Annotated in this window: 21 protein-coding genes; 12 read left to right on the forward strand and 9 right to left on the reverse strand. The window is 65.8% G+C overall.

The features are described from left to right. Positions 1-168: 168 nt before the first annotated feature. On the forward strand, positions 169-2,268 hold the full coding sequence (gene mutL / locus HWY30_RS20090; RefSeq protein ID WP_090803134.1) for a DNA mismatch repair endonuclease MutL: 2,100 nt from the start codon (positions 169-171) through the stop codon (positions 2,266-2,268). A gap of 47 nt (positions 2,269-2,315) precedes the next feature. Further along, positions 2,316-3,257, forward strand: a complete 942-nt coding sequence (gene miaA, locus HWY30_RS20095; protein ID WP_090803133.1) for a tRNA (adenosine(37)-N6)-dimethylallyltransferase MiaA — start codon at positions 2,316-2,318, stop codon at positions 3,255-3,257. A 127-nt stretch (positions 3,258-3,384) separates the two neighbouring features. On the opposite strand, the gene purM is transcribed toward miaA, so the two are convergent. Beyond that, positions 3,385-4,452, reverse strand: coding sequence for a phosphoribosylformylglycinamidine cyclo-ligase (gene purM, locus HWY30_RS20100; protein WP_090803131.1), 1,068 nt, complete (start codon positions 4,450-4,452; stop codon positions 3,385-3,387). On the opposite strand from purM, the gene HWY30_RS20105 reads away from it, so the two are divergent. From HWY30_RS20105 to panB, 7 genes are all read left to right on the forward strand, one after another. After that, the gene (locus tag HWY30_RS20105; RefSeq protein WP_143037138.1) at positions 4,451-4,654 is read left to right on the forward strand and encodes a hypothetical protein; all 204 of its coding nucleotides are present in this window, start codon (positions 4,451-4,453) and stop codon (positions 4,652-4,654) included. The genes purM and HWY30_RS20105 overlap by 2 nt on opposite strands. A gap of 74 nt (positions 4,655-4,728) precedes the next feature. Continuing rightward, positions 4,729-5,481 (forward strand): DnaA regulatory inactivator Hda, encoded by a 753-nt coding sequence (gene hda, locus HWY30_RS20110; protein WP_090803130.1) that lies wholly within the window; start codon positions 4,729-4,731, stop codon positions 5,479-5,481. Continuing rightward, on the forward strand, positions 5,474-6,160 hold the full coding sequence (locus HWY30_RS20115; protein ID WP_090803128.1) for a histidinol-phosphatase: 687 nt from the start codon (positions 5,474-5,476) through the stop codon (positions 6,158-6,160). The genes hda and HWY30_RS20115 overlap by 8 nt, the downstream gene beginning before the upstream one ends. After that, entirely contained in the window at positions 6,157-7,773 is a 1,617-nt protein-coding gene (pcnB, locus tag HWY30_RS20120; protein WP_090803126.1) for a polynucleotide adenylyltransferase PcnB, read from the forward strand. The genes HWY30_RS20115 and pcnB overlap by 4 nt, the downstream gene beginning before the upstream one ends. A gap of 51 nt (positions 7,774-7,824) precedes the next feature. Continuing rightward, the gene (gene folK / locus HWY30_RS20125) at positions 7,825-8,367 is read left to right on the forward strand and encodes a 2-amino-4-hydroxy-6-hydroxymethyldihydropteridine diphosphokinase (RefSeq protein ID WP_090803125.1); all 543 of its coding nucleotides are present in this window, start codon (positions 7,825-7,827) and stop codon (positions 8,365-8,367) included. Further along, complete coding sequence (locus HWY30_RS20130; RefSeq protein ID WP_090803123.1) at positions 8,364-9,044, forward strand: deoxynucleoside kinase; 681 nt, start codon at positions 8,364-8,366, stop codon at positions 9,042-9,044. The genes folK and HWY30_RS20130 overlap by 4 nt, the downstream gene beginning before the upstream one ends. A gap of 37 nt (positions 9,045-9,081) precedes the next feature. Next, positions 9,082-9,897: a 3-methyl-2-oxobutanoate hydroxymethyltransferase gene (gene panB, locus HWY30_RS20135; RefSeq protein ID WP_090803121.1), complete on the forward strand. Its 816-nt coding sequence runs from the start codon at positions 9,082-9,084 to the stop codon at positions 9,895-9,897. Positions 9,898-9,945: 48 nt separating this feature from the next. On the opposite strand, the gene pabB is transcribed toward panB, so the two are convergent. The 4 genes from pabB to grpE form a co-directional block, all read right to left on the reverse strand. Beyond that, on the reverse strand, positions 9,946-11,832 hold the full coding sequence (gene pabB / locus HWY30_RS20140) for an aminodeoxychorismate synthase component I (RefSeq protein WP_090803120.1): 1,887 nt from the start codon (positions 11,830-11,832) through the stop codon (positions 9,946-9,948). Between the two features lie 18 nt (positions 11,833-11,850). Then, positions 11,851-12,990 (reverse strand): molecular chaperone DnaJ, encoded by a 1,140-nt coding sequence (dnaJ, locus tag HWY30_RS20145; RefSeq protein ID WP_018419484.1) that lies wholly within the window; start codon positions 12,988-12,990, stop codon positions 11,851-11,853. Positions 12,991-13,259: 269 nt separating this feature from the next. Next, positions 13,260-15,212, reverse strand: a complete 1,953-nt coding sequence (dnaK, locus tag HWY30_RS20150; RefSeq protein WP_090803118.1) for a molecular chaperone DnaK — start codon at positions 15,210-15,212, stop codon at positions 13,260-13,262. Positions 15,213-15,544: 332 nt separating this feature from the next. Then, positions 15,545-16,132 (reverse strand): nucleotide exchange factor GrpE, encoded by a 588-nt coding sequence (gene grpE / locus HWY30_RS20155; RefSeq protein ID WP_090803117.1) that lies wholly within the window; start codon positions 16,130-16,132, stop codon positions 15,545-15,547. Positions 16,133-16,496: 364 nt separating this feature from the next. Here grpE and HWY30_RS20160 point away from each other — a divergent pair, with 364 nt between their 5' ends. Next, positions 16,497-16,658, forward strand: a complete 162-nt coding sequence (locus HWY30_RS20160) for a hypothetical protein (RefSeq protein WP_167368620.1) — start codon at positions 16,497-16,499, stop codon at positions 16,656-16,658. Here HWY30_RS20160 and HWY30_RS20165 read toward each other — a convergent pair. From HWY30_RS20165 to hrcA, 3 genes are all read right to left on the reverse strand, one after another. Beyond that, positions 16,630-17,037, reverse strand: coding sequence for an RNA-binding S4 domain-containing protein (locus HWY30_RS20165; protein WP_018419480.1), 408 nt, complete (start codon positions 17,035-17,037; stop codon positions 16,630-16,632). The genes HWY30_RS20160 and HWY30_RS20165 overlap by 29 nt on opposite strands. A gap of 8 nt (positions 17,038-17,045) precedes the next feature. Next, positions 17,046-18,116, reverse strand: coding sequence for a ferrochelatase (gene hemH / locus HWY30_RS20170; RefSeq protein WP_090803115.1), 1,071 nt, complete (start codon positions 18,114-18,116; stop codon positions 17,046-17,048). Between the two features lie 181 nt (positions 18,117-18,297). Further along, a complete protein-coding gene (gene hrcA, locus HWY30_RS20175; RefSeq protein ID WP_090803113.1) occupies positions 18,298-19,317 on the reverse strand; it encodes a heat-inducible transcriptional repressor HrcA in 1,020 nt (339 codons plus the stop codon). A 210-nt stretch (positions 19,318-19,527) separates the two neighbouring features. Between hrcA and HWY30_RS20180 the strand changes: the two genes are divergently transcribed. Both HWY30_RS20180 and recN read left to right on the forward strand, forming a co-directional pair. Continuing rightward, complete coding sequence (locus HWY30_RS20180) at positions 19,528-20,430, forward strand: NAD kinase (protein ID WP_090803112.1); 903 nt, start codon at positions 19,528-19,530, stop codon at positions 20,428-20,430. A gap of 66 nt (positions 20,431-20,496) precedes the next feature. Next, complete coding sequence (recN, locus tag HWY30_RS20185; protein ID WP_090803110.1) at positions 20,497-22,164, forward strand: DNA repair protein RecN; 1,668 nt, start codon at positions 20,497-20,499, stop codon at positions 22,162-22,164. Positions 22,165-22,269: 105 nt separating this feature from the next. On the opposite strand, the gene glnE is transcribed toward recN, so the two are convergent. Beyond that, the gene (glnE, locus tag HWY30_RS20190) at positions 22,270-25,065 is read right to left on the reverse strand and encodes a bifunctional [glutamate--ammonia ligase]-adenylyl-L-tyrosine phosphorylase/[glutamate--ammonia-ligase] adenylyltransferase (RefSeq protein ID WP_090803108.1); all 2,796 of its coding nucleotides are present in this window, start codon (positions 25,063-25,065) and stop codon (positions 22,270-22,272) included. Positions 25,066-25,248 lie beyond the last annotated feature (183 nt).

Here is a 25,248-nt window from a genome sequence, read left to right on the forward strand (position 1 = left end):
CGTAGAGGGAAAACGGCCGCCGCGCGACCCTGCAACAGGCGCAGCGAGCGGCGGGCCGACCGCTGCGAATTGACCGCGACATGATACCGAAAGTGCCTCGGGTCGAATGAAAATCTGCCGGTTGGGCGTCTGCGCGGGCGGCGTGCGCCGAGTCGCTATAATTTCGCCATGTCCGAATTCTCCGAAACGCCTGCGGGCACCGCGGCCGCACCTTCCGACGCCTCCCGCGCGGCGCCCGTGCCGCGTCCGTTGCGCGCCATCCAGCCGCTCCCCGATCAATTGATCAGCCAGATCGCCGCAGGCGAAGTAGTCGAGCGGCCGGCGTCGGTAGTCAAGGAGCTGCTCGAGAATGCGCTCGACGCGGGCGCGCAGACGCTGCGCATCCTGCTCGACGAAGGCGGCGTCAAACGCATCTCGATCACCGACGACGGCTGCGGCATCCCCGAGAACGAACTCGTGCTCGCCTTGACGCGCCATGCGACCAGCAAGATCCGCTCGCTTGCCGAGCTCGAAGCGGTCGCGACGCTCGGGTTCCGCGGCGAAGCGCTGGCGTCGATCGCGTCGGTCGCGCAGATGAGCATCACGAGCCGCACCGCAGATGTGCCGCACGCGGTGCGCATCGACGCGGAAACCGGCGTGCTGAGTCCCGCCGCCGGCACCCAAGGCACGACGATCGAAGTCCGCGAGCTGTACTTCAACACCCCGGCACGCCGCAAATTCCTGAAAAGCGAACAGACCGAACTCGGCCACTGTCTTGAACAGATCCGCCGCGCCGCGCTCGCGCGGCCGGACGTCGCGATCTCGGTGCTGCACAACGGCAAGGCCGTCGAGCACTGGAACGCGAGCGAGCCGCCCGCGCGGGTTGCGAAGATTCTCGGCGAGACGTTCGCGACCGCGCATCTGCGGCTCGGCGAATCCGCCGGTCCGCTTGCGATCTACGGCTGCGCCGGTCTGCCGACCGCGAGCCGCGGTCGCGCCGATCAACAGTATTTCTTCGTCAACGGCCGCTTCGTGCGTGACAAGCTGCTCACGCACGCGGTGCGCGCCGCGTATGAAGACGTGCTGCACGGTGAGCGTTATCCGTCGTACGTGCTGTTCCTCGATTTGCCGCCCGAAGGCGTCGACGTGAACGTACATCCGTCGAAAATCGAGGTGCGTTTCCGCGATTCGCGCTCGATCCACCAGTTCGTGTTCCATGCGGTACAGCGTGCGCTCGCGCGGCACGCGGGCGCGTCGCCTGAAACGACGGCGGGCGGGCATGCGGCGCACCTGGAACCGTCGGCCGGTGGACCGGCTTCATCTGGTTCGACGCCGCCGGGTGTCACAAGCGGCGTAGCCGACGGCATTGGCGTGGGCGCCGGTCTTTCGAGCGGCGCGGGCTTCGGCGCGGGAAACCGCGGCGTCCTTGGCGGCGGCAGCGGCTTCAGCAGCTTCGGCGCCCCGGGCGCCTCGCAGCCTGGCAACACGTGGATGCGCCAGGCACGCATGACGCAAGGCACGCTGCCGGTCGCGCAACCGCTCGCCGGTTACGACGCGCTGTTCGGCCGCAAGGATCCGCTTGCCGGCCGGGTCGAAGGCGCGTCGCTGTTCGAAGCGCGCGACTCCGCAACCGACACGACGTCGCCATACGACGCAGCGCCGTTCGCGCCGCGCCCGGCTTCCCCCGCATTCGACGCCACCGACGACCAGCCGCTCGGCTTCGCGCTCGGCCAGATCCACGGCATCTACGTGCTCGCGCAGAACCGCCAAGGGCTCGTAATCGTCGACATGCATGCGGCACACGAGCGCATCCTGTACGAGCAGTTCAAGAGCGCGCTCGCCGACCGCGCGATCGCCGTGCAGCCGCTACTGATCCCGCAGACGATGCAGGCCGATCCGGTCGAAATCGGCACGGTCGAGGAAGAGCGCGATACGCTCGATGCGCTCGGCTTCGACCTCGCGGTGCTGTCGCCGACCACGCTCGCGATCCGCGCGGTCCCCGCGCTGCTGAAGGACGCCGACCTGCAAGCGCTGGCGCGAGCGGTGCTGTCCGACCTGCATGCATTCGGCGGCTCGCGCGTGCTGACCGAGCGTCAGCACGAACTGCTCGGCACGCTCGCGTGCCATCACGCGGTGCGCGCGAACCGGCGTCTGACGCTCGACGAAATGAACGCGCTGTTGCGCCAGATGGAAGCGACCGAGCGCGCCGATCAGTGCAACCACGGGCGTCCAACCTGGTATCAGCTGACGCTGGCCGATCTCGATCGGCTGTTCATGCGCGGGCAGTAACGGCGCTGCGTTTCGATCACACCGTTGCGCCGCGCGCCCGCTTGCCCATGACGTCACACCCTACCCCCATCCCGTGCCTGCTCGGTCCGACCGCGTCCGGCAAGACCGCCGCCGCGCTCGCGCTCGCCGCGCGGCGGCCGGTCGAAATCATCAGCGTCGACTCGGCGCTCGTCTATCGCGAGATGGACATCGGCACCGCGAAGCCGACCGCGGAAGAACGCGCGGTCGCGCCGCATCATCTGATCGATATCGTCGATCCGGCCGACTCGTACTCGGCCGCGCAGTTTCGCGCCGATACGCTGCGGCTCGTCGGAGAAATCCATGCGCGCGGGCGGCTGCCGCTGCTGGTCGGCGGCACGATGCTTTACTACAAGGCGCTCACGCAGGGCCTCAACGACCTGCCCGCCGCCGATGCCGAAGTACGCGCGAGGCTCGACGCCGACGCCGCCCGCGACGGCTGGCCAGCGCTTCACGCGCGGCTCGCCGCGCTCGATCCGGTCACGGCCGCGCGTCTCGCGCCGAACGATTCGCAGCGCATCCAGCGCGCGCTGGAAGTGTTCATGCTGACCGGCCAGCCGATGTCGACGCTGCTCGCCGCGCCCGCGCGCACCGACGACGCCGCATCGGCACGCTTCGTGCCGGTCGCGCTGGAGCCGTCCGAGCGTGGCGAGCTGCACGCGCGCATCGAGCAGCGCTTCGATTCGATGCTCGCGCACGGTTTCGTCGATGAAGTGGTGAAGCTGCGCGCGCGCGGCGACCTGCTGCCCGAGATGCCGTCGATGCGCTGCGTCGGGTATCGGCAGGTGTGGGAATACCTCGATGGCGCGGTCGACTATCGGACCATGCGCGACAAGAGCGTCTTCGCGACGCGGCAACTCTGCAAGCGGCAACTCACGTGGCTGCGCAGCATGCCGGAAAGACAGGTGGTGGATTGCTGCGATCCGCACGCGACGGCGCGGGTGGTGGAGTTGATCGAAACGCTGGTTTGAGGCGCCGATCAGCGTGGTGGAATCGGAGGGACGTTAAGCGGGAATTTGAAGCGGGAAATGTGAAGCAAAGGATTCGAAGCCCGCGTGGCGCACCATTGCGGCACGCCACGCGAGCCCTCGTCAATCTTTAGACCACGACCGTCTGCGCTTCACCCGCTGCGCTTTCACGGACCGTGCCGATCTTCCAGACCTGCTCGCCCGCCGCGGACAGCAGACCGATCGCCGCTTCGGCATCCGCGGCCGACACGATCACCGCCATACCGATACCGCAGTTGAACACGCGGTGCATTTCCGCATCGGCGACGCCGCCGTGCTTCTGCAGCCACGAGAACAGCGGCGGCAGCGGCCATGCGCGATGGTCGAGCTCGGCCGTCAGGCCTTCGCGCAGCACGCGCGGAATGTTCTCGACCAGGCCGCCGCCCGTGATGTGCGCCATACCCTTGACCTCGATCTGCTGCATCAGCGCGAGCAGCGGCTTCACGTAGATGCGCGTCGGCGCCATCAGCGCGTCGGCGAGCGTGCGGCCGTCGAAGTCCGCGTTCAGATCGGGATTCGCACGCTCGATGATCTTGCGCACCAGCGAAAAACCGTTCGAATGGATGCCGCTCGACGCGAGCCCGAGCACCACGTCGCCCGACGCGATCTTGCTGCCGTCGATGATCTTGCTCTTTTCCACCGCGCCGACCGCGAAACCAGCCAGGTCGTATTCGCCGTCCGGGTACATGCCCGGCATTTCCGCGGTTTCGCCGCCGATCAACGCGCAACCCGACAGCTCGCAGCCGTGCGCAATGCCCTTCACGACGGTCGCCGCCGTGCCGACGTCGAGCTTGCCGCAGGCGAAATAGTCGAGGAAGAACAGCGGCTCGGCGCCCTGCACGAGGATGTCGTTGACGCTCATCGCGACCAGATCCTGGCCGACCGTGTCGTGCTTGTTCAGCTGGAACGCGAGACGCAGCTTGGTGCCGACGCCGTCGGTGCCGGACACGAGCACCGGTTCCTTGTACTTCTTCGGCACTTCGAACAACGCGCCGAATCCACCGATGCCGCCCAGCACGCCGTCGCGCAGGGTCTTCTTGGCAAAGGGCTTGATGGCGTCGACGAGGGCGTCACCCGCATCGATGTCCACGCCGGCGTCGCGATACGACAAACCTTGGGCCGAATCGGTTGAATGCTCGGCGGATTTCGGTTGATTCATGGGGAAAAGCTCGAAGGTCGGTAAAATGCGATTTTACCCGATGCTGGTCGCCTGGCTGGAATTCACGCGTTCCGACGATATCCTGGAAACGACATTGCTACACGACACCCCGATTCCGGCGCCGCCGACCCGCGCAATTGCGCCAGCCGTGCTTCGCGACGCGCGGCCTCACGACCCGGCGAGCACGCTTCACGACAACTGAGCGCCTGGCAACCTTCCAGGCCCCGAGGTCCGGGCCACTTGCGGCCTGAGCCTCATTTTCGGCATTAACCTACTGTGCTTCGTCAACTGACGCTCGATCTCGGCACCCCGCCGCCATCGACATTCGACAATTTCTTCGCCGGCGCGAACGCCGAGCTGGTCACGCGCCTGCGTGAGCTCGACGACGCGCTCGCCTCCGGACCGGTCGCCGATCGCACCTTCTACATCTGGGGCGAAGCCGGCAGCGGCCGCACGCACCTGCTGCAGGCGCTCGTGCACGAAGCGCCGCCGGGGCATGCGCGCTTCGCCGGGCCGCAAAGCAGCCTCGCCGCCTTCGGCTTCGATCCGCGCGTCGCGCTCTATGCGATCGACGACTGCGACGCGCTGTCGGCCGCGCAGCAGATCGCCGTGTTCAACCTGTTCAACGAAGTGCGCGCGCATCCGACCAGCGCGCTTGTCGCCGCGGGCAACGCGGCGCCGATCGGCATGACGGTGCGCGAAGATTTGCGCACGCGCCTCGGCTGGGGACTGGTGTTTCACCTTGCGCCGTTGCCCGACGACGCGAAGGCCGCGGTGTTGAAACGCGCGGCGCGCGAGCGCGGCATCATGCTCGCCGACGACGTACCGGCCTACCTGCTCACGCACTTTCGCCGCGACATGCCGAGCCTGATGGCGCTGCTCGACGCGCTCGACCGCTTCTCGCTCGAACAGAAACGCGCGGTCACGCTGCCGCTGTTGCGAACGATGCTCGCGTCGCCCGACCCCGCCGCCGCGCCGGGTTCACACGCCGCTCTTCCCGCTTCAAGTAAAATAGGCGCCCATGGCTAACCTTGCACTCTTCGATCTCGACCACACGCTCATTCCCACCGACAGCGACCACGAATGGGGCCGCTTCATGGTGAAAAAAGGCATGGTCGACGCCGAAAATTTCGCCCGTGAAAACGATCGCTTTTACGCCGACTACAAGGCCGGCAAGCTCGACATTCACGCTTATCTGATCGCCATGCTGACGCCGCTCGCGAAGTACACACGCGCGCAGCTCGCTGACTTTCACGCGCAGTACATGCACGAGGTCATCTCGCCGGCCATCCAGCCGGTGGCGCTCGAACTCGTGAAACAGCATCGTGAAGCGGGCGACCTGTGCTGCGTCGTCACCGCGACCAACGAGTTCATCACGCGGCCGATCGCGCAGGCGTTCGGCGTCGACACGCTGATCGCGTGCGAGGCCGAGACCGTCGGCGGGGAGCCGCACGGCGCCTACACCGGTCGCCCCACCGGCACGCCGAGCTACAAGGAAGGCAAGATCGTGCGCACCGAAATGTGGCTCGCGTCGCTCGGCAAGAGCTGGAGCGACTTCGAGCACAGCTATTTCTATAGCGATTCGCACAACGACATCCCGCTGCTCGAAAAAGTCACCGATCCCATCGCGACCAATCCGGACGACACGTTGCGCGCCCATGCGCAGGCCAAAGGCTGGCGCATCCTCGAACTCTTCCAACCCTCGTGATCAAGAAACTCATCCGCAAGCTATTCGGCCAGGACACGGCGACCGCTGACGACACGCTCTCCGCCGCCGCCAGCGTCGACGGCAATGCCAATGGCAAGCCGCCGGCGCGCGGCAAGTCCGTATCCGGCACGACCGCTTCCGGCACGGCCGCGCGGCCGCGCCGCAAGTCCGCAGGTGCCGCTGCTGCCGCGCAAGCGCCGCGCGAGCCGGACGTACCCGTCATCATTCCGCACGACGTGCACGGCATCGACCCCACGCTGATCTCGCGCAATGCGATCCGCGTGACCGAGGGCCTGCAACAGGCGGGCTTCCGTGCGTTCATCGTCGGCGGCGCGGTGCGCGACCTGCTGCTCGGCGTCAAGCCGAAAGACTTCGACGTCGCGACCGACGCGACCCCCGAACAGGTGCAGAAGCTGTTCCGCCGCGCGCGCATCATCGGCCGGCGCTTCCAGATCGTGCACGTGCAGTTCGGCCAGGAAATCATCGAGACCTCGACGTTCCGCGCGCTGGTCGATCCGCCCGCGGCCGACGCGCCGCCGCCGAAGCGTCTGAAGCGCGACGAGCTCGACCGCCGCACCCACGCGGTCGATGCGAGCGGCCGCGTGCTGCGCGACAACGTGTGGGGCGAGCAGCACGAGGACGCCACGCGCCGCGACTTCACAATCAACGCGATGTACTACGATCCGGCCACGCAAACCGTGCTGGACTACCACAACGGCATGGCCGACATGCGCGCGCGCCTGTTGCGCATGATCGGCGACCCGGCCACGCGCTATCGCGAGGATCCGGTGCGCATGCTGCGCGTCGTGCGCTTCGCCGCCAAGCTCGACTTCGACATCGACGACGCCACGCGCGCGCCGATCGAGAAGATGGCCGATCTGATCAACAACGTGCCCGCCGCGCGTCTGTTCGACGAAATGCTGAAGCTGATGCTGTCGGGTCACGCGCTCGCGTGCCTGAAGTGGCTGCGTCAGGAAGGCCTGCATCACGGGCTGTTGCCGCTGCTCGACGTCGTGCTCGAGCAGCCGACCGGCGAAAAATTCATTTCTCTGGCACTCTCTAACACAGATGCACGCGTGCTCGCCGGCAAGCCGGTGTCGCCGGGCTTCCTGTTCGCGACGCTGTTGTGGCACGACGTGCAGCAGCGCTGGCAGAAGTTCGAGGCCGAAGGCGAGTATCCGGTGCCCGCGTTGCATCGCGCGATGGACGAAGTGCTCGACATGCAGACCGAAAAGCTCGCGATCCACAAGCGCTTCTCGGCCGACATGCGCGAGATCTGGGGCCTGCAGCTGCGCCTCGAAAAACGCTCGGGGCGCAGCGCGCTGAAGCTGCTCGAACACCAAAGATTTAGAGCGGGGTATGATTTCCTCCTGTTGCGCTGCGCATCGGGCGAACTCGACGAGTCGGTCGGTGCGTGGTGGACGGAGTTCATCGAAGGAGACGTCGCCGCGCGCGAGACATTGCTCACGCAAGGCGGGAAGGACCGGAGCCCAAGAAAACGACGGCGGCGCGGTGGCGCCAGAAGCCGCAAATCAGGTGACGGAGTGGAGGGCGGCTCGTCCGCCGAACGCACGGACAACGACGCGGGCCTCGAAGGCTCGCACGAAGACTGACGCGGCGTTCGCGGAAAAGCCGTCACAACGATAGCTGCAGGAAGTTATGCCATGACGGTTGCTTATCTCGGCCTCGGCGCGAATCTCGGGGACGCGCGCCAGACCCTGAAAGACGCGGTGGTGTGCCTCGCACAACAGCACACCATCACCGTGCTCGCCAAATCGAGCCTGTATCGTACTGCCCCGATCGACGCGGGCGGCGACGACTATTTCAACTGCGTCGTGAAGCTGGAAACGACGCTCCCCGTGCGGCATCTGCTCGCGCTGTGCCACAAGATCGAGCATCAGTTCGGCCGTGAGCGGCCGTTCCGCAATGCGCCGCGCACGCTCGATCTCGACATCCTGCTGTATGGCGATCAATCGATCGACGAAGCCGATCTGATCGTGCCGCACCCACGCCTCGTCGAGCGCGCGTTTGCGCTGGTGCCGCTCGTCGAGATCGACGCGGCGATCGTCATTCCGCTGCATGGCCGGGCCGCCGCGTTGCTCGACAGCGTGAGCGATCAGCGCATCGAGAAAGTAAAGTCGCCCTGCCAGTGCCCGATGCTCAACGCGCTGACCGGCAATTCCGCCGAGAAAGGCCGTTGCGAATGAGTTCGCCGCCGCTCACGGTCACCGCGCCGCAGCTGCGCCCGCCGTTCGGCTATATCGCGATCGAAGGGCCGATCGGCGTCGGCAAAACCTCACTCGCGCGGCGCCTCGCGCAACGCTGGTCGATGCACGAACTGTTCGAACGCTCGCAAGACAATCCGTTTCTTGAACGCTTCTATCGCGACACCACGCGCTACGCGCTACCGGTGCAGTTGCACTTCGCGCTGCAACGCGCGCAGCAGGCGCAGGAAGTCAGCGCCGCACAGGCGAGCGGCACGCCACTGATCGCCGACTTCATCACGCAGCGAAACGACATCTTCGCGCGTCTGACCTTGCAGGAAGACGAGTGGCAGTTGTACCGCGCGCTTGCCGTGCGGCTCGACGTCAGCGCGCCGGAGCCGGACTTCGTCGTTTATCTGCAGGCGAGCCCAGAGGTGCTGTTCGCGCGCATCCAGAAGCGCGCGGTGCCGATGGAGCTGCAGATTTCCGATGCCTATCTGCGCGCGCTGTGCGACGCGTACAACGAATTCTTCTACCACTACGACCGCACGCCCGTGCTGACGGTCAACGCCGAACACCTGAATCCGCTCGACTCCGACGCGGACCTTGCGCTGCTCGCCGAACGCATCGAGACGATGCGCGGCCGCAAGGAATTCTTTGTCAAAGCCACGTCGCTGTAAGCGGCGCGGCTAGTTCATTTTCTTCACTGGATTGACCATGACTTATTTGCAGGAAGCGAGCCGGAGCGCGATCACCGTGCCGAAACTGCAGGCAATGCGCGACGCTGGCGAAAAGATCGCCATGCTCACCTGCTACGACGCGAGCTTCGCCGCGCTGCTCGATCGCGCGGGCGTCGACGTGCTGCTGATCGGCGACTCGCTCGGCAACGTCCTGCAAGGCCAGGCGACCACGCTGCCGGTGTCGCTTGCCGACATCGCGTATCACACGGCGAGCGTCGCGCGCGCGCGGCCGTCGGCGCTGATCGTCGCGGACCTGCCGTTCGGCACCTACGGCACGCGCGAAGACGCATTCAGGAGCTCGGTCGAACTGATGCGCGCGGGCGCGCAGATGGTCAAGCTCGAAGGCGGCGAATGGCTCGCCGACACGGTGCGGTTTCTGGTCGAGCGCTCGATTCCGGTGTGCGCGCATGTGGGTCTTACGCCGCAGTCGGTGCATGCGTTCGGCGGCTTCAAGGTGCAGGCCAGGACCGAAGCGGGCGCGAGCCAGCTGCTGCGCGATTCGCTCGCCGTGCAGGAAGCCGGCGCGCAATTGATCGTGATGGAAGCGATCCCGTCGCAACTCGCGGGCGAAGTCACGCAGCAGCTGCGCATTCCGACGATTGGTATCGGCGCGGGCCTCGGCTGCTCGGGTCAGGTGCTGGTGCTGCACGACATGCTCGGGATTTTTCCTGGCAAGCGACCGCGCTTCGTGAAGGATTTCATGCAGGGACAGCCGAATATTCAGGCGGCCGTCGAGGCGTATGTGCGGGCGGTAAAGGACGGCACGTTTCCCGGCGCCGAGCACACGTTCTGATGCTTCATTGCCGCGCGAGCGCGCGGCATTCCCGTATTTTTCAGTGGTCTAACCAACAAGCCGTGCCGGCACCGCGCCGCGCAACGCGTTGCACACGAGCAGCGCTTCGGCGTTCAGCACATCCGACCGCGTCAGCACTTTTTCACCTGCCCGCAAGCCCGAGGCCTCGTCGAGCAACACGCTTCGCATTACACCCGGCAGCACGCCTGACGCGAGCGGCGGCGTCCACCATTGTCCCGCGAGCTTCACGAACACGTTCGACCTGCCGCCTTCGGTCAGTTCGCCCCGTTCGTTGAAAAACAGCGTATCGAAGGCGCCCTTCGCTTCGGCTTCGCGCCAGCCGCGGTCGTAGTCTGCCCGGCGCGTGGTCTTGTGGCGCAGCAGCGGATCGGCGGCGTGGGTCGGCGCGAACTGCGCTTCGGGGCCGAGCAGAACACCAACGATCGCATCCGCCAACGGCGCAAGTATCGCGGCCGAGATCTGGGTCACCCCGCTCTTGCTCAAAGCAAGCCGCATTCGATGCGGCATCTGCGCCGGGAGCGTGGCGCACCGCGCTGAAATCTCCCCACGAATGCGCGCTTCGTCGAACCCGAAGCCAAGCGTCGCGGCGCTCGACGACAAGCGCCGCAGATGCCGCTCGACGTGCCGCACGCCGTCTTCCCGCGTCGCGTACATCGTTTCGAACAGTTCGAAACCCGGCTCGGCGCCCATCAGAAAACGTGCTTTCAATCGACACTCCTCGTGCTCGTCGGCGGCCACGCTGTCGAGCACGATGCCCGCGCCGATGCCCATGCTGCCGCGCAGACCATCCGTGCCGCCGGCTTGCGCGGTCGACGCAGTCAACGTCAACGTGCGAATCGCGACCGACATGCAAAAGTCGCCGCAATCGTGATCATCGCCCGGCGCATCGAGCCAGCCGATCGCGCCGGTATAGAGCCCGCGCGGCGTGCTTTCCAGTTCGTCGATCAACTGCATCGTGCGATGCTTCGGCGCACCGGTAATCGAGCCGCAGGGAAACAGCGCGCGCAGGATCGTCGCGAACGAGGTGCCGTCGAGCAACGTCGCCTCGACAGTCGACGTCATCTGCCACACCGACGCATATGGCTCGACCGAAAACAACGCCGGCACGCTGACCGAGCCGATCCGCGCGACTCGCGACAGATCGTTGCGCAACAGATCGACGATCATGACGTTCTCGGCGCGGTTCTTCGGATCGGTCGCGAGGAACTCGGCGTTACCCCGGTCGACGGCAGGATCTTGCGAGCGCGGCGCCGTGCCCTTCATCGGCCGCGCGCGCAACGTCGGGCCGTGCTTTTCGACGAATAGTTCGGGCGAACACGACAGCACCCACGCATCGTCCGGCAACGCGATCAGCGCGCCGAACGACACGGGCTGGCGCGCGCGCAACCGCCGATAGAACGCGAGCGGCGAGCCGAACACGTCGAAGCCGAGGCGGTACGTGTAGTTGACCTGATAGGAATCGCCCGCGCGCAGGGCGGCGTGAATCGCGTCGATCGCCGCGTCGAACTCGGCGCGATCGACGCTCTCGCGCACGTTCGCGGTGCCCGCGACCGACGGCTCGAAAGCGCCGTTGTCCCGCGCCGTCAGCCACGTGTCGACCTCGTCGCGCGAAAGCTTCGCACAACGTTCGAACAATAAAAAACGCAGCGTGGCATTGCCGCGCTGCGTTTCAGAAGACCGGCGCGCATCGAAACCCATCAGCGCGCGGCCAAATTCATAATCGGCGAGCACAACGGCGTGCAAACCGCTCCGGGTATCCGCCGCGACGCTGTCGCACACGGCTTCGAGCTGCGCCGCCTCCGTGCAGACCCGCTCGCGCACGAAACCCGTGTACAAGCGGCTCGACGGAAGCGCCGCCGTTGCACCGCAATCGTCGAGCAGCGCGAACGCCGCGCCGCGACTGACCACCGTCATACTGACCGCCGAATCAAATCAATCGAAAAAGCTCTTTACGCGATCGAACCAGCTCTTGCTTTGCGGACTATGCCGCGAACCGCCTTCCACGAGCGCCTTTTCGAACTGCTTGAGCAGATCGCGCTGCGCTTCGGTGAGCTTGACCGGCGTTTCAACCTGCACGTGTACGTACAGATCGCCGGCGATGCTCGAACGCAGCCCCTTGATGCCCTTGCCGCGCAAACGGAACGTCTTGCCGGACTGCGTGCCTTCCGGCACCGTGAAGCTGGCGCGACCGGCGAGCGTCGGCACCTCGATATCGCCGCCGAGCGCCGCGGTAGTGAACGGGATCGGCATCTGGCAATGCAGATCGTCGCCGTCACGCTCGAACACCGAGTGCTGCTTGATATGAATCTCGACGTACAGATCGCCCGACGGACCGCCGTTGATGCCCGGCTCGCCGTTGCCGGCCGAGCGGATGCGCATGCCGTCGTCGATACCGGCCGGGATCTTCACTTCGAGCGTCTTGGTTTCCTTCACCTTACCCGCGCCGTGGCAGTGATTGCACGGCTCGGGGATGTAGGTGCCGGTGCCGTGGCACTTCGGGCAAGTCTGCTGGATGCTGAAGAAGCCCTGCGACATGCGCACCGAACCCGAGCCGCTACAGGTCGGGCAGGTTTCCGGCTTGGTGCCCGGCTTCGCGCCCGAGCCATGGCAGACTTCGCACGAAACCCAGCTCGGCACGCGAATCTGCGTGTCGTAGCCGTGTGCGGCCTGCTCGAGCGTGATTTCCATGCTGTAGCGCAGATCGGCGCCGCGATACACCTGCGGGCCCGCGCGGCCGCCTCCGCGTGCGCCGCCGCCGGCCGCCTGGCCGAAGATGTCGCCGAAGATGTCGCCGAATGCATCGGCAAAGCCGCCGAAACCTTGCGCGCCGGCCCCACCCATGTTCGGATCGACGCCCGCGTGACCGTACTGATCGTACGCGGCGCGCTTTTGCGAATCCGACAGCATTTCATAGGCTTCCTTCACTTCCTTGAAATGCTCTTCCGCATCCTTGTGACCCGGATTGCGGTCGGGGTGGTGCTTCATCGCGAGCTTGCGATAAGCCTTCTTGATTTCGTCGTCGCTCGCGTTCTTTGCGACGCCCAGAACCTCGTAGTAATCCCGTTTCGCCATATCGGTTCAACGCCGCCGCGCAAAGCGACGCGGTAGCTCCTTGTGAATGCTGTGGAGTCTCACGACTCGTCCGGCCGCTGTCTGCGCCGCGCCAGGGCACGGTTCAAAACAACGCCCTCCATAAAACGAACGTGCCCGGAGAGCCCCAAAAAGGCTCGCCAGGCGCGAAAACCGCTCTTGCACTTTGGGCGCCCCGGGGGCGCCGTTCTCGTGCAGCCGGGCCGTGCACATCGCTGTGCACGGCTTTACGGTCGGATGCCGACCTGGCTTTAGTCTTTCTTCACTTCCTTGAACTCAGCGTCGACCACATCGTCGGCCTGCTGGCTCGCACCCGCCGATGCACCGGCACCGCCGCCCGCCGCGCCCGCCGCCGCTTCGGCACCTTGCGCAGCCTGCATGTCGGCGTACATCTTCTCGCCCATCTTCTGCGAGGCCGTGGCCACCGCTTCGATCTTCGCTTCGATCGCGGCTTTGTCGCTCGAGTTGCTCTTCAGCGTGTCTTCGAGGTCCTTCAACGCGGCTTCGATCTTGTCCTTCTCGCCAGCTTCGAGCTTGTCGCCGTACTCGGTCAGCGCCTTCTTCGTGCTGTGGACGAGCGCGTCACCCTGGTTGCGGGCGTCGGCCAGCTCACGCAGCTTGTGATCTTCTTCCGCGTTCGCTTCGGCGTCCTTCACCATCTTCTCGATTTCGGCTTCGGACAGACCCGAGTTCGCCTTGATCGTGATGCGGTTCTCCTTGCCGGTCGCCTTGTCCTTCGCGCCGACGTGCAGAATGCCGTTCGCGTCGATGTCGAAGCTCACTTCGATCTGCGGCACGCCGCGCGGTGCCGGCGGAATGCCTTCGAGGTTGAACTCGCCGAGCAGCTTGTTGCCCGCTGCCATTTCGCGTTCGCCCTGGAACACCTTGATCGTCACGGCGCCTTGATTATCATCAGCCGTCGAGTAGACCTGCGCGTGCTTGGTCGGGATCGTCGTGTTCTTGTTGATCATCTTCGTCATCACGCCGCCGAGCGTTTCGATGCCGAGCGACAACGGGGTCACGTCGAGCAGCAGCACGTCCTTGCGGTCGCCCGACAGAACCTGGCCCTGGATCGCGGCACCAACGGCCACGGCTTCGTCCGGGTTCACGTCACGGCGCGGATCCTTGCCGAAGAACTCCTTCACCTTTTCCTGCACCTTCGGCATACGGGTCATACCGCCGACCAGGATCACGTCGTCGACTTCGCCGACCTTCACGCCCGCGTCCTTGATCGCGACGCGGCACGGCTCGATGGTGCGTTCGATCAGGTCTTCGACCAGCGCTTCCAGCTTGGCGCGCGTGATCTTCAGGTTCAGGTGCTTCGGACCCGATGCGTCCGCCGTGATGTACGGCAGGTTGATTTCGGTCTGCTGGCTCGACGACAGTTCGATCTTCGCCTTTTCAGCCGATTCCTTCAGGCGCTGCAGCGCGAGCACGTCTTTCGACAGATCGACGCCCTGCTCCTTCTTGAACTCGCCGATGATGTAGTCGATGATGCGCTGGTCGAAGTCTTCGCCGCCGAGGAACGTATCGCCGTTCGTGGACAGCACTTCGAACTGCATTTCACCGTCGACGTCCGCGATTTCGATGATCGACACGTCGAACGTACCGCCGCCCAGGTCGTACACCGCGATCTTGCGATCGCCCTTTTCAGCTTTGTCCAGACCGAACGCGAGAGCCGCGGCGGTCGGTTCGTTGATGATCCGCTTGACTTCCAGACCGGCGATGCGGCCGGCGTCCTTGGTTGCCTGACGCTGGCTGTCGTTGAAGTACGCCGGCACCGTGATCACGGCTTCCGTGACGGTCTCGCCAAGGTAGTCCTCAGCGGTCTTCTTCATCTTGCGCAGGACTTCGGCGGAGATTTGCGGCGGCGCGAGCTTCTGGTCGCGCACTTCGACCCACGCGTCACCGTTGTCGGCCTTGATGATCTTGTAGGGCATCAGGCCGATGTCCTTCTGCACTTCCTTCTCTTCGAAGCGTCGGCCGATCAGGCGCTTGACCGCGAACAGCGTGTTCTTCGGGTTCGTGACCGACTGACGCTTGGCCGGCGCGCCGACCAGGATCTCGCTGTCATCCATGTAAGCGATGATCGACGGCGTGGTGCGCGCGCCTTCCGAGTTCTCGATGACCTTGACCGAGTTGCCTTCCATGATCGCCACGCACGAGTTGGTCGTGCCGAGGTCGATACCGATGATTTTGCCCATTTTTACAAATCTCCTGACTTTGATCGCTGCGGAAAGCGCCCGGTTGACCCATCTGGCGGCGGGACGATCCGCTCTCAATTCATACCTGCACTCAAAATAAGTGCGGCCACATCGTTTTCAAGACCTCTTTTGCGATGCGGTCTTTAATTTTTTTCAATCACGGGGCGAGGCGCCTGAATCTTCGCTGCGAGCCCGCTCCGTCAGTCTGCGCGGCGCCCCCGGCGTGGTTCGCCGGAAGTGCCTGAATCGATGGGATCTTTGCGGCACGTAGCGAGGCGAAGCGACGCAGCAGACGCCACCGGCGCAAACGCCCGGAGCGAGTGTCGACGTGATTACTTCGGCGCCGCGACGGTCACGAGCGCGGGACGCAGTACGCGATCCGCGATCACAAAGCCCTTTTGCAGCACCGCGACGACGGTGTTCGGCTCCTGGTCGGCCGGCACCATCGAAATGGCCTGATGGCGATGCGGATCGAACTTTTCGCCGACCGGATTGATCGCCACGACGCGACCCTTCTCGAGCGCGCCGCTCAACTGCCGCAGCGTGAGCTCGACGCCTTCGCGGACCTTCTGCAAGTCGTCGGACGAATGGGCGACGGCCGCCTCGAGACTGTCGACCACCGGCAGCAGATGCTCGGCGAAGCTCTCGATCGCAAACTTGTGCGCCTTGGCGACGTCTTCCTGAGCGCGCCGGCGTACATTTTCGGTTTCGGCCTTCGCGCGCAGGAAGCTTTCCTGCAACTCGGCGATCTTCGCCTGAGCGTCGGCCAGCGCCTGCTCGGCGGCACCCTGGGCCGGTTCCGCGGGGGCGCCGGTGTCCGGCTGTTGAGCAGCGGCCCCAGCCGCCTCGGCGGCCTGGCGCGCGGCTTCGTCGGCGGGCGTGGGATTCTGGCTCGTCGGGTTCTCTTGCGTGTTTTCCATGTCGCTGAAAGTCGTTAAAAAGTAAAAGCCAAAGGCGGTGCAAGCCGTTCCGACACAGTACGATTCATGCTTTGCAAAATCGCGACAGGCGTCTTCGCGCCGATCCGCCAGACCGGACCCCAGATGGGGCCTGAAAAAGCCGTTTCAAGCGGGTCGAGGGTTTTTTCGCACCACCGACGTGCAGGCGAAATGCGCCGTAACAAGCCTCAACGTGGCGCAATCAGATAGAGATTGAGTGCAGCCCGCAACTGACCTATTCTCCAGTCATGGAGCGGCAACGCCACGTTAACCCTAATCTGACGTAAGCGTTACCGACACCTGACAGTCGTTCCGATAGCCTGTTTCAGCCCATCAAGGGAGTACCGTGAAACTGACCTTTGCAATCGGGGTGGTCGCACTGGTACTGATCGCGGGCACCACGACCATCTGCATGTCCGGTGCGGTCAACGACCACACCACCGAGTACGGCGGCGCACACGCCACCGTGGAGCAGTTTCTCAATCCCCACCTGAAAATCTGTCGATAGTGCGCCGGTCGCGTTTGGTCGGTCGGCCGTGCAGCGCGGCGGCCGGCTCGTGGTAGACCTTGCGCCGTTCCTGCTCGACCTGCCGCTTCGCCTTGCTCTGCGCGGTTTCCACATAAAGCGTCTGCGCGACGCTCGCCGGACCGCGTACGTCGCATACGCCCAGCACCTCCACCTGCCACACGTAGCGCTCGATCTCGATTTCGACCAGATCGCCGACACGCACGTCCTTCGCCGGCTTCACGGCGACGCCGCCGATACGCACCCGCCCCTTGTCGACCGCCTCCGCGGCCAGCGAACGCGTCTTGAAGAAGCGCGCGGCCCACAGCCATTTGTCGATGCGCAGTTTCGCGCCCGGTTCGGTTGAAATGCGGTAGTTCATCTGCGTCTTCAAGCTCCTGTCGTGTGCGGCACCGGCACCGCCTGCACGGGCCAGCCCTGCAGATGCTGCGCAACGATTTCGCCAAGCGCGGCAACCCACGGCTGCGACGCGTTCAGACAGGCGATCCGGTGAAACTCCTTGCCACCCGCCTGCAGAAATTCGCCGCGCACTTCCATGCCGATTTCCTCGATCGTTTCGAGGCAGTCGGCGGTGAAACCCGGGCAAAACACGTCAGCACGCCGCACGCCTGCCGCGCCGAGTTCCTTCAACGTCGGCGCCGTGTAGGGCTGCAGCCATTCGGCATTGCCGAAGCGCGACTGGAACGTGATGCGGCATTCGACCGACGTCAAATCGAGCGCCTGCATCAGCAGCGCGCCGGTCTGCTGGCATTGCTCGTGGTACGGGTCGCCGAGGTCGAGCGTGCGCTTGGGCACGCCGTGGAAACTGAGCACGAGCTTGTCGCCCGCCGCGAAATCGGGGCGGCCGTGCAGATGCCAGTAGTGGTGCACCTGTGCGGCGAGCGCCGCGATGTACGCCGGGTGATCGGCGTACTGGCGCACGGTGCGGACTTCCGGCTGGTTGCGCATGCGCTTGAGCGCGGAAAAGGCTTCGTCGAACGCGGTCGCGGTGGTCGACGCCGAATACTGCGGATACATCGGCATCAGCAACACGCGCTCGGCGCCCGCGAGCTTCAGTTGGTTCAGCATTGCCGGAATGCCGGGCGTGCCGTAGCGCATCGCGTAGTCGACCAGCACCGTGTAGTCGTTCAGTTGCAGCAGATGGCGCAGGCCCTCGACCTGCTTTTCGGTGTGGACGCGCAGCGGTGAGCCCTCGGGCATCCACACCGCCGCATACTTCTTCGCAGAGCTGCGGCCGCGCAACGGCAGAATCAGCAGACGCAGAATGAGCTGCCACAGCAGCGCCGGAATTTCGACCACGCGAGGATCGGACAGGAACTGCGCGAGGTAGCGGCGCACCGCGCGCGGCGTCGGCGCGTCGGGCGTGCCGAGATTGATCAGCAACACGGCGACGCGATGCGACGTGGCGTTCTGTGAAGGCCGCTCGAGGTCGAAGCGCATAGGTAGCAGAAATCACCGCATTTTGCGGCGAGTCGATTCAATGGAGATTCATTATAGCGGCGCGGGTTCTGCCCGGCGCCGCCAGAGACCCCTGGCCATTCGGACGATTGGCAGACGCCGCGCGTTCGCGCATCATGATCGCCACGAACTGCGATGACGCCAGTTCTGCGGAGCCCGAGGACTACTGCTGGCTGAGCGTCATGGACAACAGCCGCGCGGTTATGTCCACGATCGGAATCACGCGGTTGTAGGCCATGCGGGTCGGTCCGATCACACCGAGCGTGCCGACGATCTTGCCGTTCACCTCGTACGGCGCGGTGACGACGCTCATTTCCTCGATCGGTACCAGATTCGATTCGCCGCCAATGAATATTTGCACGCCCGCCGCGTGACTCGACACGTCGAGCAACTGAAGGAGGCTGGTCTTCTGGTCGAACACATCGAACAGCTTGCGCAGGCGCGCCATGTCCGACGAAAGATCGGCGACTTCGAGCAGATTGCGCTCGCCCGAGATCAACACGGTCTCGCCGGTGTCGGATTCGTCGGTGCTGGCGGTGACGGCCGCGTGCATCAGCGAGGTCATGTCGCCACGCAGCTCGTCGATTTCCTCGCGCAGGCGGCGGCGCACCTCGTCGAACGAGAGGCCCGCGAAGTGCGCGTTGATGTAATTGGAGGCTTCCACCAGCTGCGAAGGCGAAAAGTCGCGCTGGGTGGCGAGGATGCGGTTTTGCACGTCGCCTTCCGGCGTCACGATGATCAGCAGAATGCGCTGGTCGGACAGGCGCATGAATTCGATCTGCTTGAACACGTGGCTGCGACGCGGCGTGAGCACGACGCCGGCGAACTGCGACAGATTTGACAGCACGCTCGCCGCCGCGGCGACGATCTTCTGCGGCTCGCCCACCTGCAGCGTGGTCTTGACGGTGCGCGTCACCGCCTCCTCGTCGGCGGCGGATTCGACGGTCAGCATCGTGTCGACGAACAGGCGGTAGCCGCGTGGCGTCGGAATGCGCCCTGCCGACGTATGCGGACTGATCACGAGCCCCAGATCCTCGAGGTCCGACATCACGTTGCGGATCGTGGCCGGACTCAGTTCGAGGCCCGAATAACGTGACAGCGTGCGCGAGCCGACCGGCTGACCTTCGGCGATGTAGCGCTCAATCAGCGTTTTGAGGAGGGTTTGTGCGCGAGGATCTAGCATGACGAAAAATTTTAGCTCAATGGCATCGCAGCCGTGAGCGCCCGCGGCGCCCGCTCCCGGCGAATGCACCGCCGTCGGCGGGCTCGCATGTCATCGGGTCTTCACCATTCTAACGATAATCGCGACATACGCAGACGCCCTGCGTGCGCCGCCCCACAACCGGGTTGGTCTGCGGTTCTTTTCAGGCCCTACCTATGGTGTAATGCCGGCATGCAAGTGACCAGCCAGTTCAAGACCGTCGCGCTCGTCGGGCGCAGCAATACGCCAGGCATCGGCGAGCCGCTGACCGCGCTCGCCGCCTGCATCGCGAAGCTCGGCCTGGAAGTCGTGTTCGAAGCAGACACCGCCGCCGAAATCGGCGTGACCGACTATCCGGCGCTGCGTCTCGCCGAGATCGGCGCGCGCGCCGACGTCGCCGTGGTGCTCGGCGGCGACGGCACGATGCTCGGCATCGGCCGCCAGCTCGCGCCGTATCGCACGCCCTTGATCGGCATCAACCACGGGCGGCTCGGCTTCATCACGGACATTCCGATCTCCGACATGCGCGAGATCGTGCCGCAGATGCTGTCCGGCAATTTCGAGCGCGAGGAGCGCGTGCTGCTCGAAGCGCGCATCGTGCGCGACGGCACGCCGATCTACCACGCGCTCGCGTTCAACGACGTGGTGGTCAACCGCAGCGGCTTCTCGGGCATGGCGGAATTGCGCGTGTCGGTCGACGGCCGCTTCATGTACAACCAGCGCTCGGACGGCCTGATCGTCGCGACGCCGACCGGCTCGACCGCGTATTCGCTGTCCTCGCAGGGGCCGATCCTGCATCCGCAACTACAGGGCATCGTGCTCGTGCCGATCGCGCCGCACGCGCTGTCGAACCGGCCGATCGTGCTGCCGGACGAATCGAAGGTCAGCATCCAGATCGTTTCCGGGCGCGAGGTGAACGTCAATTTCGACATGCAGTCGTTCACGTCGCTGGAGCTCGGCGACACGATCGAGGTGCGCCGTTCGCGCCACACGGTGCCGATGCTGCATCCGGTCGGCTACAGCTACTATGCGACGTTACGCCAGAAGCTGCACTGGCACGAGTACCCGTCGCACGAAGAAGACCCGAGGCCGTAAGCGGCACTTTGATTTCGCACGCCGCCGCGGCCGCCACCCGAATCCCAAGCTCACCCGACCACCTCCATGCTTCGCCACCTCTCGATACGCGACTTCGTCATCGTCGCCGCGCTCGACCTCGAATTCGACAGCGGCTTTACCGTTTTCTCGGGCGAAACCGGCGCCGGCAAATCGATCCTGATCGACGCGCTCGCGCTGGCACTAGGCGCGCGCGCCGAGGCGAGCGTCGTGCGCACCGGCGAGAGCCGCGCCGACATCACCGCGGAGTTCGAGACGCACGCACAGGTCGATCAATGGCTCGACACGCAGGCGCTCGGCGCGGCCGACGACGGCCAGCACGGCGGCACCGTGATGCTGCGGCGGGTGGTCGACGCGAACGGCCGCTCGCGCGCGTTCATCAACGGTACGGCGGCCACGCTCGCGCAGCTGCGCGAGGTCGGCGAGATGCTCGTCGATATTCACGGCCAGCACGCGCACCAGTTGCTGATGCGCCCGGACGCGCAGCGCGAGCTGTTCGACACGCACGCGGGCCTGTCCGACCTGGCCGCCGCCGTCACCCGCGCGTGGCGCACGTGGCGCGACAAGGCGCAGGCCGTCGAGCAAGCGCAAACGCGCGATCGCGAGTTGCAACTCGAACGCGAGCGACTCGCGTGGCAACTCACCGAACTCGACAAGCTCGCGCCACAGCCGGGCGAATGGGAAGAAGTCAACACCGAGCATCGGCGGCTGTCGCATTCCGCGAATCTGATCGACGGCGTGCAGGGAGCGCTCGGCGCGCTGTCCGAATCGGACGACGCGATGATCACGCATCTCGGCTCGATCGTGTCGAAGGTGCGCGACCTCGCGGAGATCGACCCCGCGCTAAACGACGTGCTCGCCGCGCTCGAACCGGCTGAAATCCAGTTGCAGGAAGCCGCGTATTCGCTGAGCCACTACGCGCAGAAGCTCGAGCTCGATCCGGAGCGGCTCGCGCAGGTCGAAAAACGCCTCGACGCGCTGCACTCGGCCGCGCGCAAATTCCGCCTGCGGCCCGAGACGCTGCCGGAAGAACACGCAGAGCGGCGCAAGCAACTGGCCGCGCTCGACGCCGCCGCCGACCTCGACGGCCTGCGCGCCGCCGAGGCGCAAGCGAAGGAAGTGTTCGTCGCCGAGGCGAAAAAGCTGTCGAAGGCACGCGCGAAAGCAGGCAAGGCGCTCGGCGAGGCGGTCACGACCGGCATGCAGGAACTGTCGATGAAAGGCGGCAGCTTCGAGGTCGCGCTGGTGCCGCTGCCCGAAGGTGGCGCGCACGGGCTCGAGCAGATCGAGTTCCGTGTCGCCGGTCATGCCGGCGTGCCGCTGCGGCCGCTCGCGAAGGTTGCGTCGGGCGGCGAACTCGCGCGTATCAGTCTGGCGCTCGCAGTGATCGCGAGCGCGGCCAGCCCGACACCGACCCTGATCTTCGACGAAGTGGATACGGGCATCGGCGGCGGCGTGGCCGAAGTGGTCGGACGGCTATTGCATCAGCTCGGCGAGGCGCGCCAGGTGCTGTGCGTGACCCATCTGCCGCAGGTCGCCGCGCGCGGCGATCATCATTTCCAGGTCGCAAAGATGAGCAACGGCACCGGCGGCACGCTCAGCAGCGTGAGCTCGCTCGACAAGGCGAGCCGCATCGAGGAAGTCGCGCGCATGCTCGGTGGCCTCGAAATCACGGCGACCACGCGCAAGCACGCGAAGGAAATGCTGGCCGCCTGAAATTGCGCCGCGCATAGGCGGCCGCACACGGCTGAGTCGGCCTGGCCGGGACGTCACACCGATCCCGGCCGCGCATGATGCGCGACGCGAAGTGCGTGAGCGCCCTTACCCAAACACCCTCTTCCACAACGCCAGCACCGCCTCGCGCTCGGCCGCGACCAGCGCCGGATCGACCCGCGCCTTCTCCATCCCATCGAGCCGCAGCGTGTGCTGCAGCTTGCGATAGCGCCGATAGGCGGCGCCGACCGTCTCCGCTTCCGCTTCGCTCATCAGCCCGAAACGCGACACCTCACGCAGCAGCGCGATATTGCCGGTATTGCGGATCAGCTCGGGATCGCGCGCCGCATGCAGCAGCACCCAGTACTGCACGGTGAACTCGATATCGACCATGCCGCCGCGGTCGTGCTTCAGGTCGAACAGCGCCGGCGTATGGTTCGGGTGTCCCGCCTCGACACGCGCGCGCATCTCGACGATCTCTTTCGCGAGCGGCGCCGCTTCGCGCGGCGTCGTCAGCACCTGTTCGCGGATCGCCTCGAACTTCGCGCCGATCTCCGGATCGCCCGCGCAGTAGCGCGCACGCGTCAGCGCCTGATGCTCCCACACCCACGCGGTATTCGCCGCGTCGCCCTCGCGCAGCTGGTAGCGGCGGAACGCATCGAGGTCGGTGACGAGCAGGCCCGACTCGCCGTTGGGCCGCAGCCGCAGGTCGATGTCGAACAATGTGCCGGCGCCGGTCGCGGTGGTCAGCCATGTGATCAGACGCCGTGTGTAGGTTGCGTAGACGTCGGCGGCGGCATCGCCGGGATCGTCGTACAGGAAGATCACGTCGAGGTCCGACGCGTAGCCGAGCTCCTTGCCGCCGAGCTTGCCGTAGGCGATCACCGCGAAGCGCGGCACGTCGCGATGACGTTTGGCCAACTGCTTCCACACGGCTTCGATCGTCACGTCGAGCACTGCGTCGGCGAGCTCGGACAGCCGGTCGCTGACGTGCTCGACGGACAGCTTGCCGGCAAGATCGATCAGCAGAATGCGGAACACCTCGGCCTGATGCGCGTGACGCAGCAGATCCATCTGCTGCTCGACGCCATCGGCGGCGGCGAGCCGCAAACGCAACGTACGCTTGAATTCAGCCCAGTCGAACGGACTGTTGATCGCCTCGACGTCGAGCAGCTCGTCGAGCAGCTGCGGATGGCGGATCAGATAGCCGGCCGCCCAGCGCGAGCCGCCCAGCACCGACAGCACCTGGTGCAGCGCCTGCGGATACTCGGTCAGAAGCGCCAGATACGCGCCGCGCCGGCTCACCGCTTCGAGCAGATCGAACAGGCGCGCGACCGTATCGCCGCGCCGCCCGGCCGGCTCCAGCGTGCGCGCGGCTTCGAGCGCGCGCTGCGCGACGATGTCGAAACGCTGCCGGCTGCGCTCGTTCAGGCCCGTGTAGCGCGACGAGCGCCACACCGCCTGCAGCCGGGCGAGCAGCTCACCGGGCTCGGCCACCCCCAGTTCGACGAGGCGCGCGCGCAGTGCGTCGTCGGCGCTATCGTCGGCGAGCGCGCTGCTCCACACCCACGCGGCCGCGCCGTCCTCGGGCGCGCCGCAACCGTCGCGGCCGCCCACCTTGTCGGCGAAAATCTGGTCGAACTGCTGTTCGACGAACTCGCGATGCGCGTCGAGCTTCGTCATCAATTGCGGGTAGTCGTCGCAGCCCATCACGCGCGCGAGCGCCATGCGGTCTTCGGCATCGACGGGCATCGCGTGGGTCTGCGCGTCGTTGCGATATTGCAAACGATGCTCGAGCTCCCGCAGAAAGCGATACGCCTGCGACAGCTTCACGCACACCGACGGATCCATCAACCCATTCGTGGCCGCGTGGCGCAGCACGGCGAGCGTCGGCCGCACGCGAAAGCCGGCGTCCTGGCCGCCGCGGATCAGCTGGAACACCTGCGCGCTGAATTCGATTTCACGGATGCCGCCACGGCCGAGCTTGATGTCGTCGGCCTTGTCGGGGCGCATCGACGCGCGGCGCTGCGCCTCCTGGCGGATCTGCAGATGCAGCGCGCGAATCGCGCTGATCACGCCGAAATCCAGATAGCGTCGATAGACGAACGGCGTGACGATCGCCCCGAGCTGCTTCTGCAGCCGCTGCGCCGAGGCGCTCGCGCCCTCGGACACGAGCCGGCCCTTGATCCACGCGTAGCGCTCCCACTCGCGGCCCTGCACATAGAAATACTCTTCGAGCATGCCGAGGCTGCATACGAGCGGCCCCGAATCGCCGTTCGGCCGCAGACGCATATCGACGCGAAACACGTAGCCGTCGGCGGTGACTTCGGCGAGCGCGCCGATCAGCCGCTTGCCGAGCCGCGTGAAGAACTCCTGGGTCGCGAGCGGCGAGCGCTGGCCGCCGGCGGTCTCGCCGTCGTCCTCATAGACGAAGATCAGGTCGATATCCGACGACACGTTCAGCTCGCGCCCGCCGAGCTTGCCCATACCGACCACGCCAAGCGTGAGCCGTTCGCCCTGCTGGTCGCGCGGCTCGCCATACAGCGCTTCGAGCTCGGCGCTCAGCACCGTCAGCGCGCGCTGGATCGTCGTTTCCGCGAGATCGGTCATCGCGCCGGTGACTTCGGCGATATCGGCCTCGCCGGCCAGGTCGCGCTCCATCACCGCGCAGAATACTTCGGTGCGCAGCTGGCGCAGCGCGCGCTTCAGCGCATCTTCGTCGACCGGCGCACCGGCTGGGCCCGCCGCCTCGGCGCACAGTTCGTCGAGACGCGCGTCGATGCGCTCGCGCGTCAGCGGTTCGTCGGCCAGCGCGCCGACATGCGCGACCAGTTGCGGGCGGGCCGCGGCGGCGCGCGCGGCATAGTGCGAATAGCTGGAACTCAGGAGGGTGGCGTCAGTCATCAAAAATCTGGCTCGCTCGTTGCTTGATCGGATTTGTCCGGCGGTATTCTGACGGTGTCCGGGTGTCGTTCCGGGGTCGTTGTCGTGTCGTTCCGTCGTGCCATCGGCATGCGGCGACAAGCGTGCCGGCCCCCGTGCCGGACGGCCTCGCCAATCGCCGTCACGGGCCGTCGGACAGGGTTT

This window comes from Paraburkholderia tuberum STM678, from assembly GCF_902833905.1.
GTDB lineage: Bacteria > Pseudomonadota > Gammaproteobacteria > Burkholderiales > Burkholderiaceae > Paraburkholderia > Paraburkholderia tuberum.

Bases quoted from the DNA above. Each gene is read 5' to 3' on its own strand.
- mutL (WP_090803134.1), top strand. From the start codon at position 169: ATGTCCGAATTCTCCGAAACGCCTGCGGGCACCGCGGCCGCACCTTCC.
- miaA (WP_090803133.1), top strand. From the start codon at position 2,316: ATGACGTCACACCCTACCCCCATCCCGTGCCTGCTCGGTCCGACCGCG.
- HWY30_RS20105 (WP_143037138.1), top strand. From the start codon at position 4,451: ATGGGGAAAAGCTCGAAGGTCGGTAAAATGCGATTTTACCCGATGCTG.
- purM (WP_090803131.1), bottom strand. From the start codon at position 4,452: ATGAATCAACCGAAATCCGCCGAGCATTCAACCGATTCGGCCCAAGGT.
- HWY30_RS20115 (WP_090803128.1), top strand. From the start codon at position 5,474: ATGGCTAACCTTGCACTCTTCGATCTCGACCACACGCTCATTCCCACC.
- folK (WP_090803125.1), top strand. From the start codon at position 7,825: ATGACGGTTGCTTATCTCGGCCTCGGCGCGAATCTCGGGGACGCGCGC.
- HWY30_RS20130 (WP_090803123.1), top strand. From the start codon at position 8,364: ATGAGTTCGCCGCCGCTCACGGTCACCGCGCCGCAGCTGCGCCCGCCG.
- panB (WP_090803121.1), top strand. From the start codon at position 9,082: ATGACTTATTTGCAGGAAGCGAGCCGGAGCGCGATCACCGTGCCGAAA.
- pabB (WP_090803120.1), bottom strand. From the start codon at position 11,832: ATGACGGTGGTCAGTCGCGGCGCGGCGTTCGCGCTGCTCGACGATTGC.
- dnaJ (WP_018419484.1), bottom strand. From the start codon at position 12,990: ATGGCGAAACGGGATTACTACGAGGTTCTGGGCGTCGCAAAGAACGCG.
- dnaK (WP_090803118.1), bottom strand. From the start codon at position 15,212: ATGGGCAAAATCATCGGTATCGACCTCGGCACGACCAACTCGTGCGTG.
- grpE (WP_090803117.1), bottom strand. From the start codon at position 16,132: ATGGAAAACACGCAAGAGAACCCGACGAGCCAGAATCCCACGCCCGCC.
- HWY30_RS20165 (WP_018419480.1), bottom strand. From the start codon at position 17,037: ATGAACTACCGCATTTCAACCGAACCGGGCGCGAAACTGCGCATCGAC.
- hemH (WP_090803115.1), bottom strand. From the start codon at position 18,116: ATGCGCTTCGACCTCGAGCGGCCTTCACAGAACGCCACGTCGCATCGC.
- hrcA (WP_090803113.1), bottom strand. From the start codon at position 19,317: ATGCTAGATCCTCGCGCACAAACCCTCCTCAAAACGCTGATTGAGCGC.
- HWY30_RS20180 (WP_090803112.1), top strand. From the start codon at position 19,528: ATGCAAGTGACCAGCCAGTTCAAGACCGTCGCGCTCGTCGGGCGCAGC.
- recN (WP_090803110.1), top strand. From the start codon at position 20,497: ATGCTTCGCCACCTCTCGATACGCGACTTCGTCATCGTCGCCGCGCTC.
- glnE (WP_090803108.1), bottom strand. From the start codon at position 25,065: ATGACTGACGCCACCCTCCTGAGTTCCAGCTATTCGCACTATGCCGCG.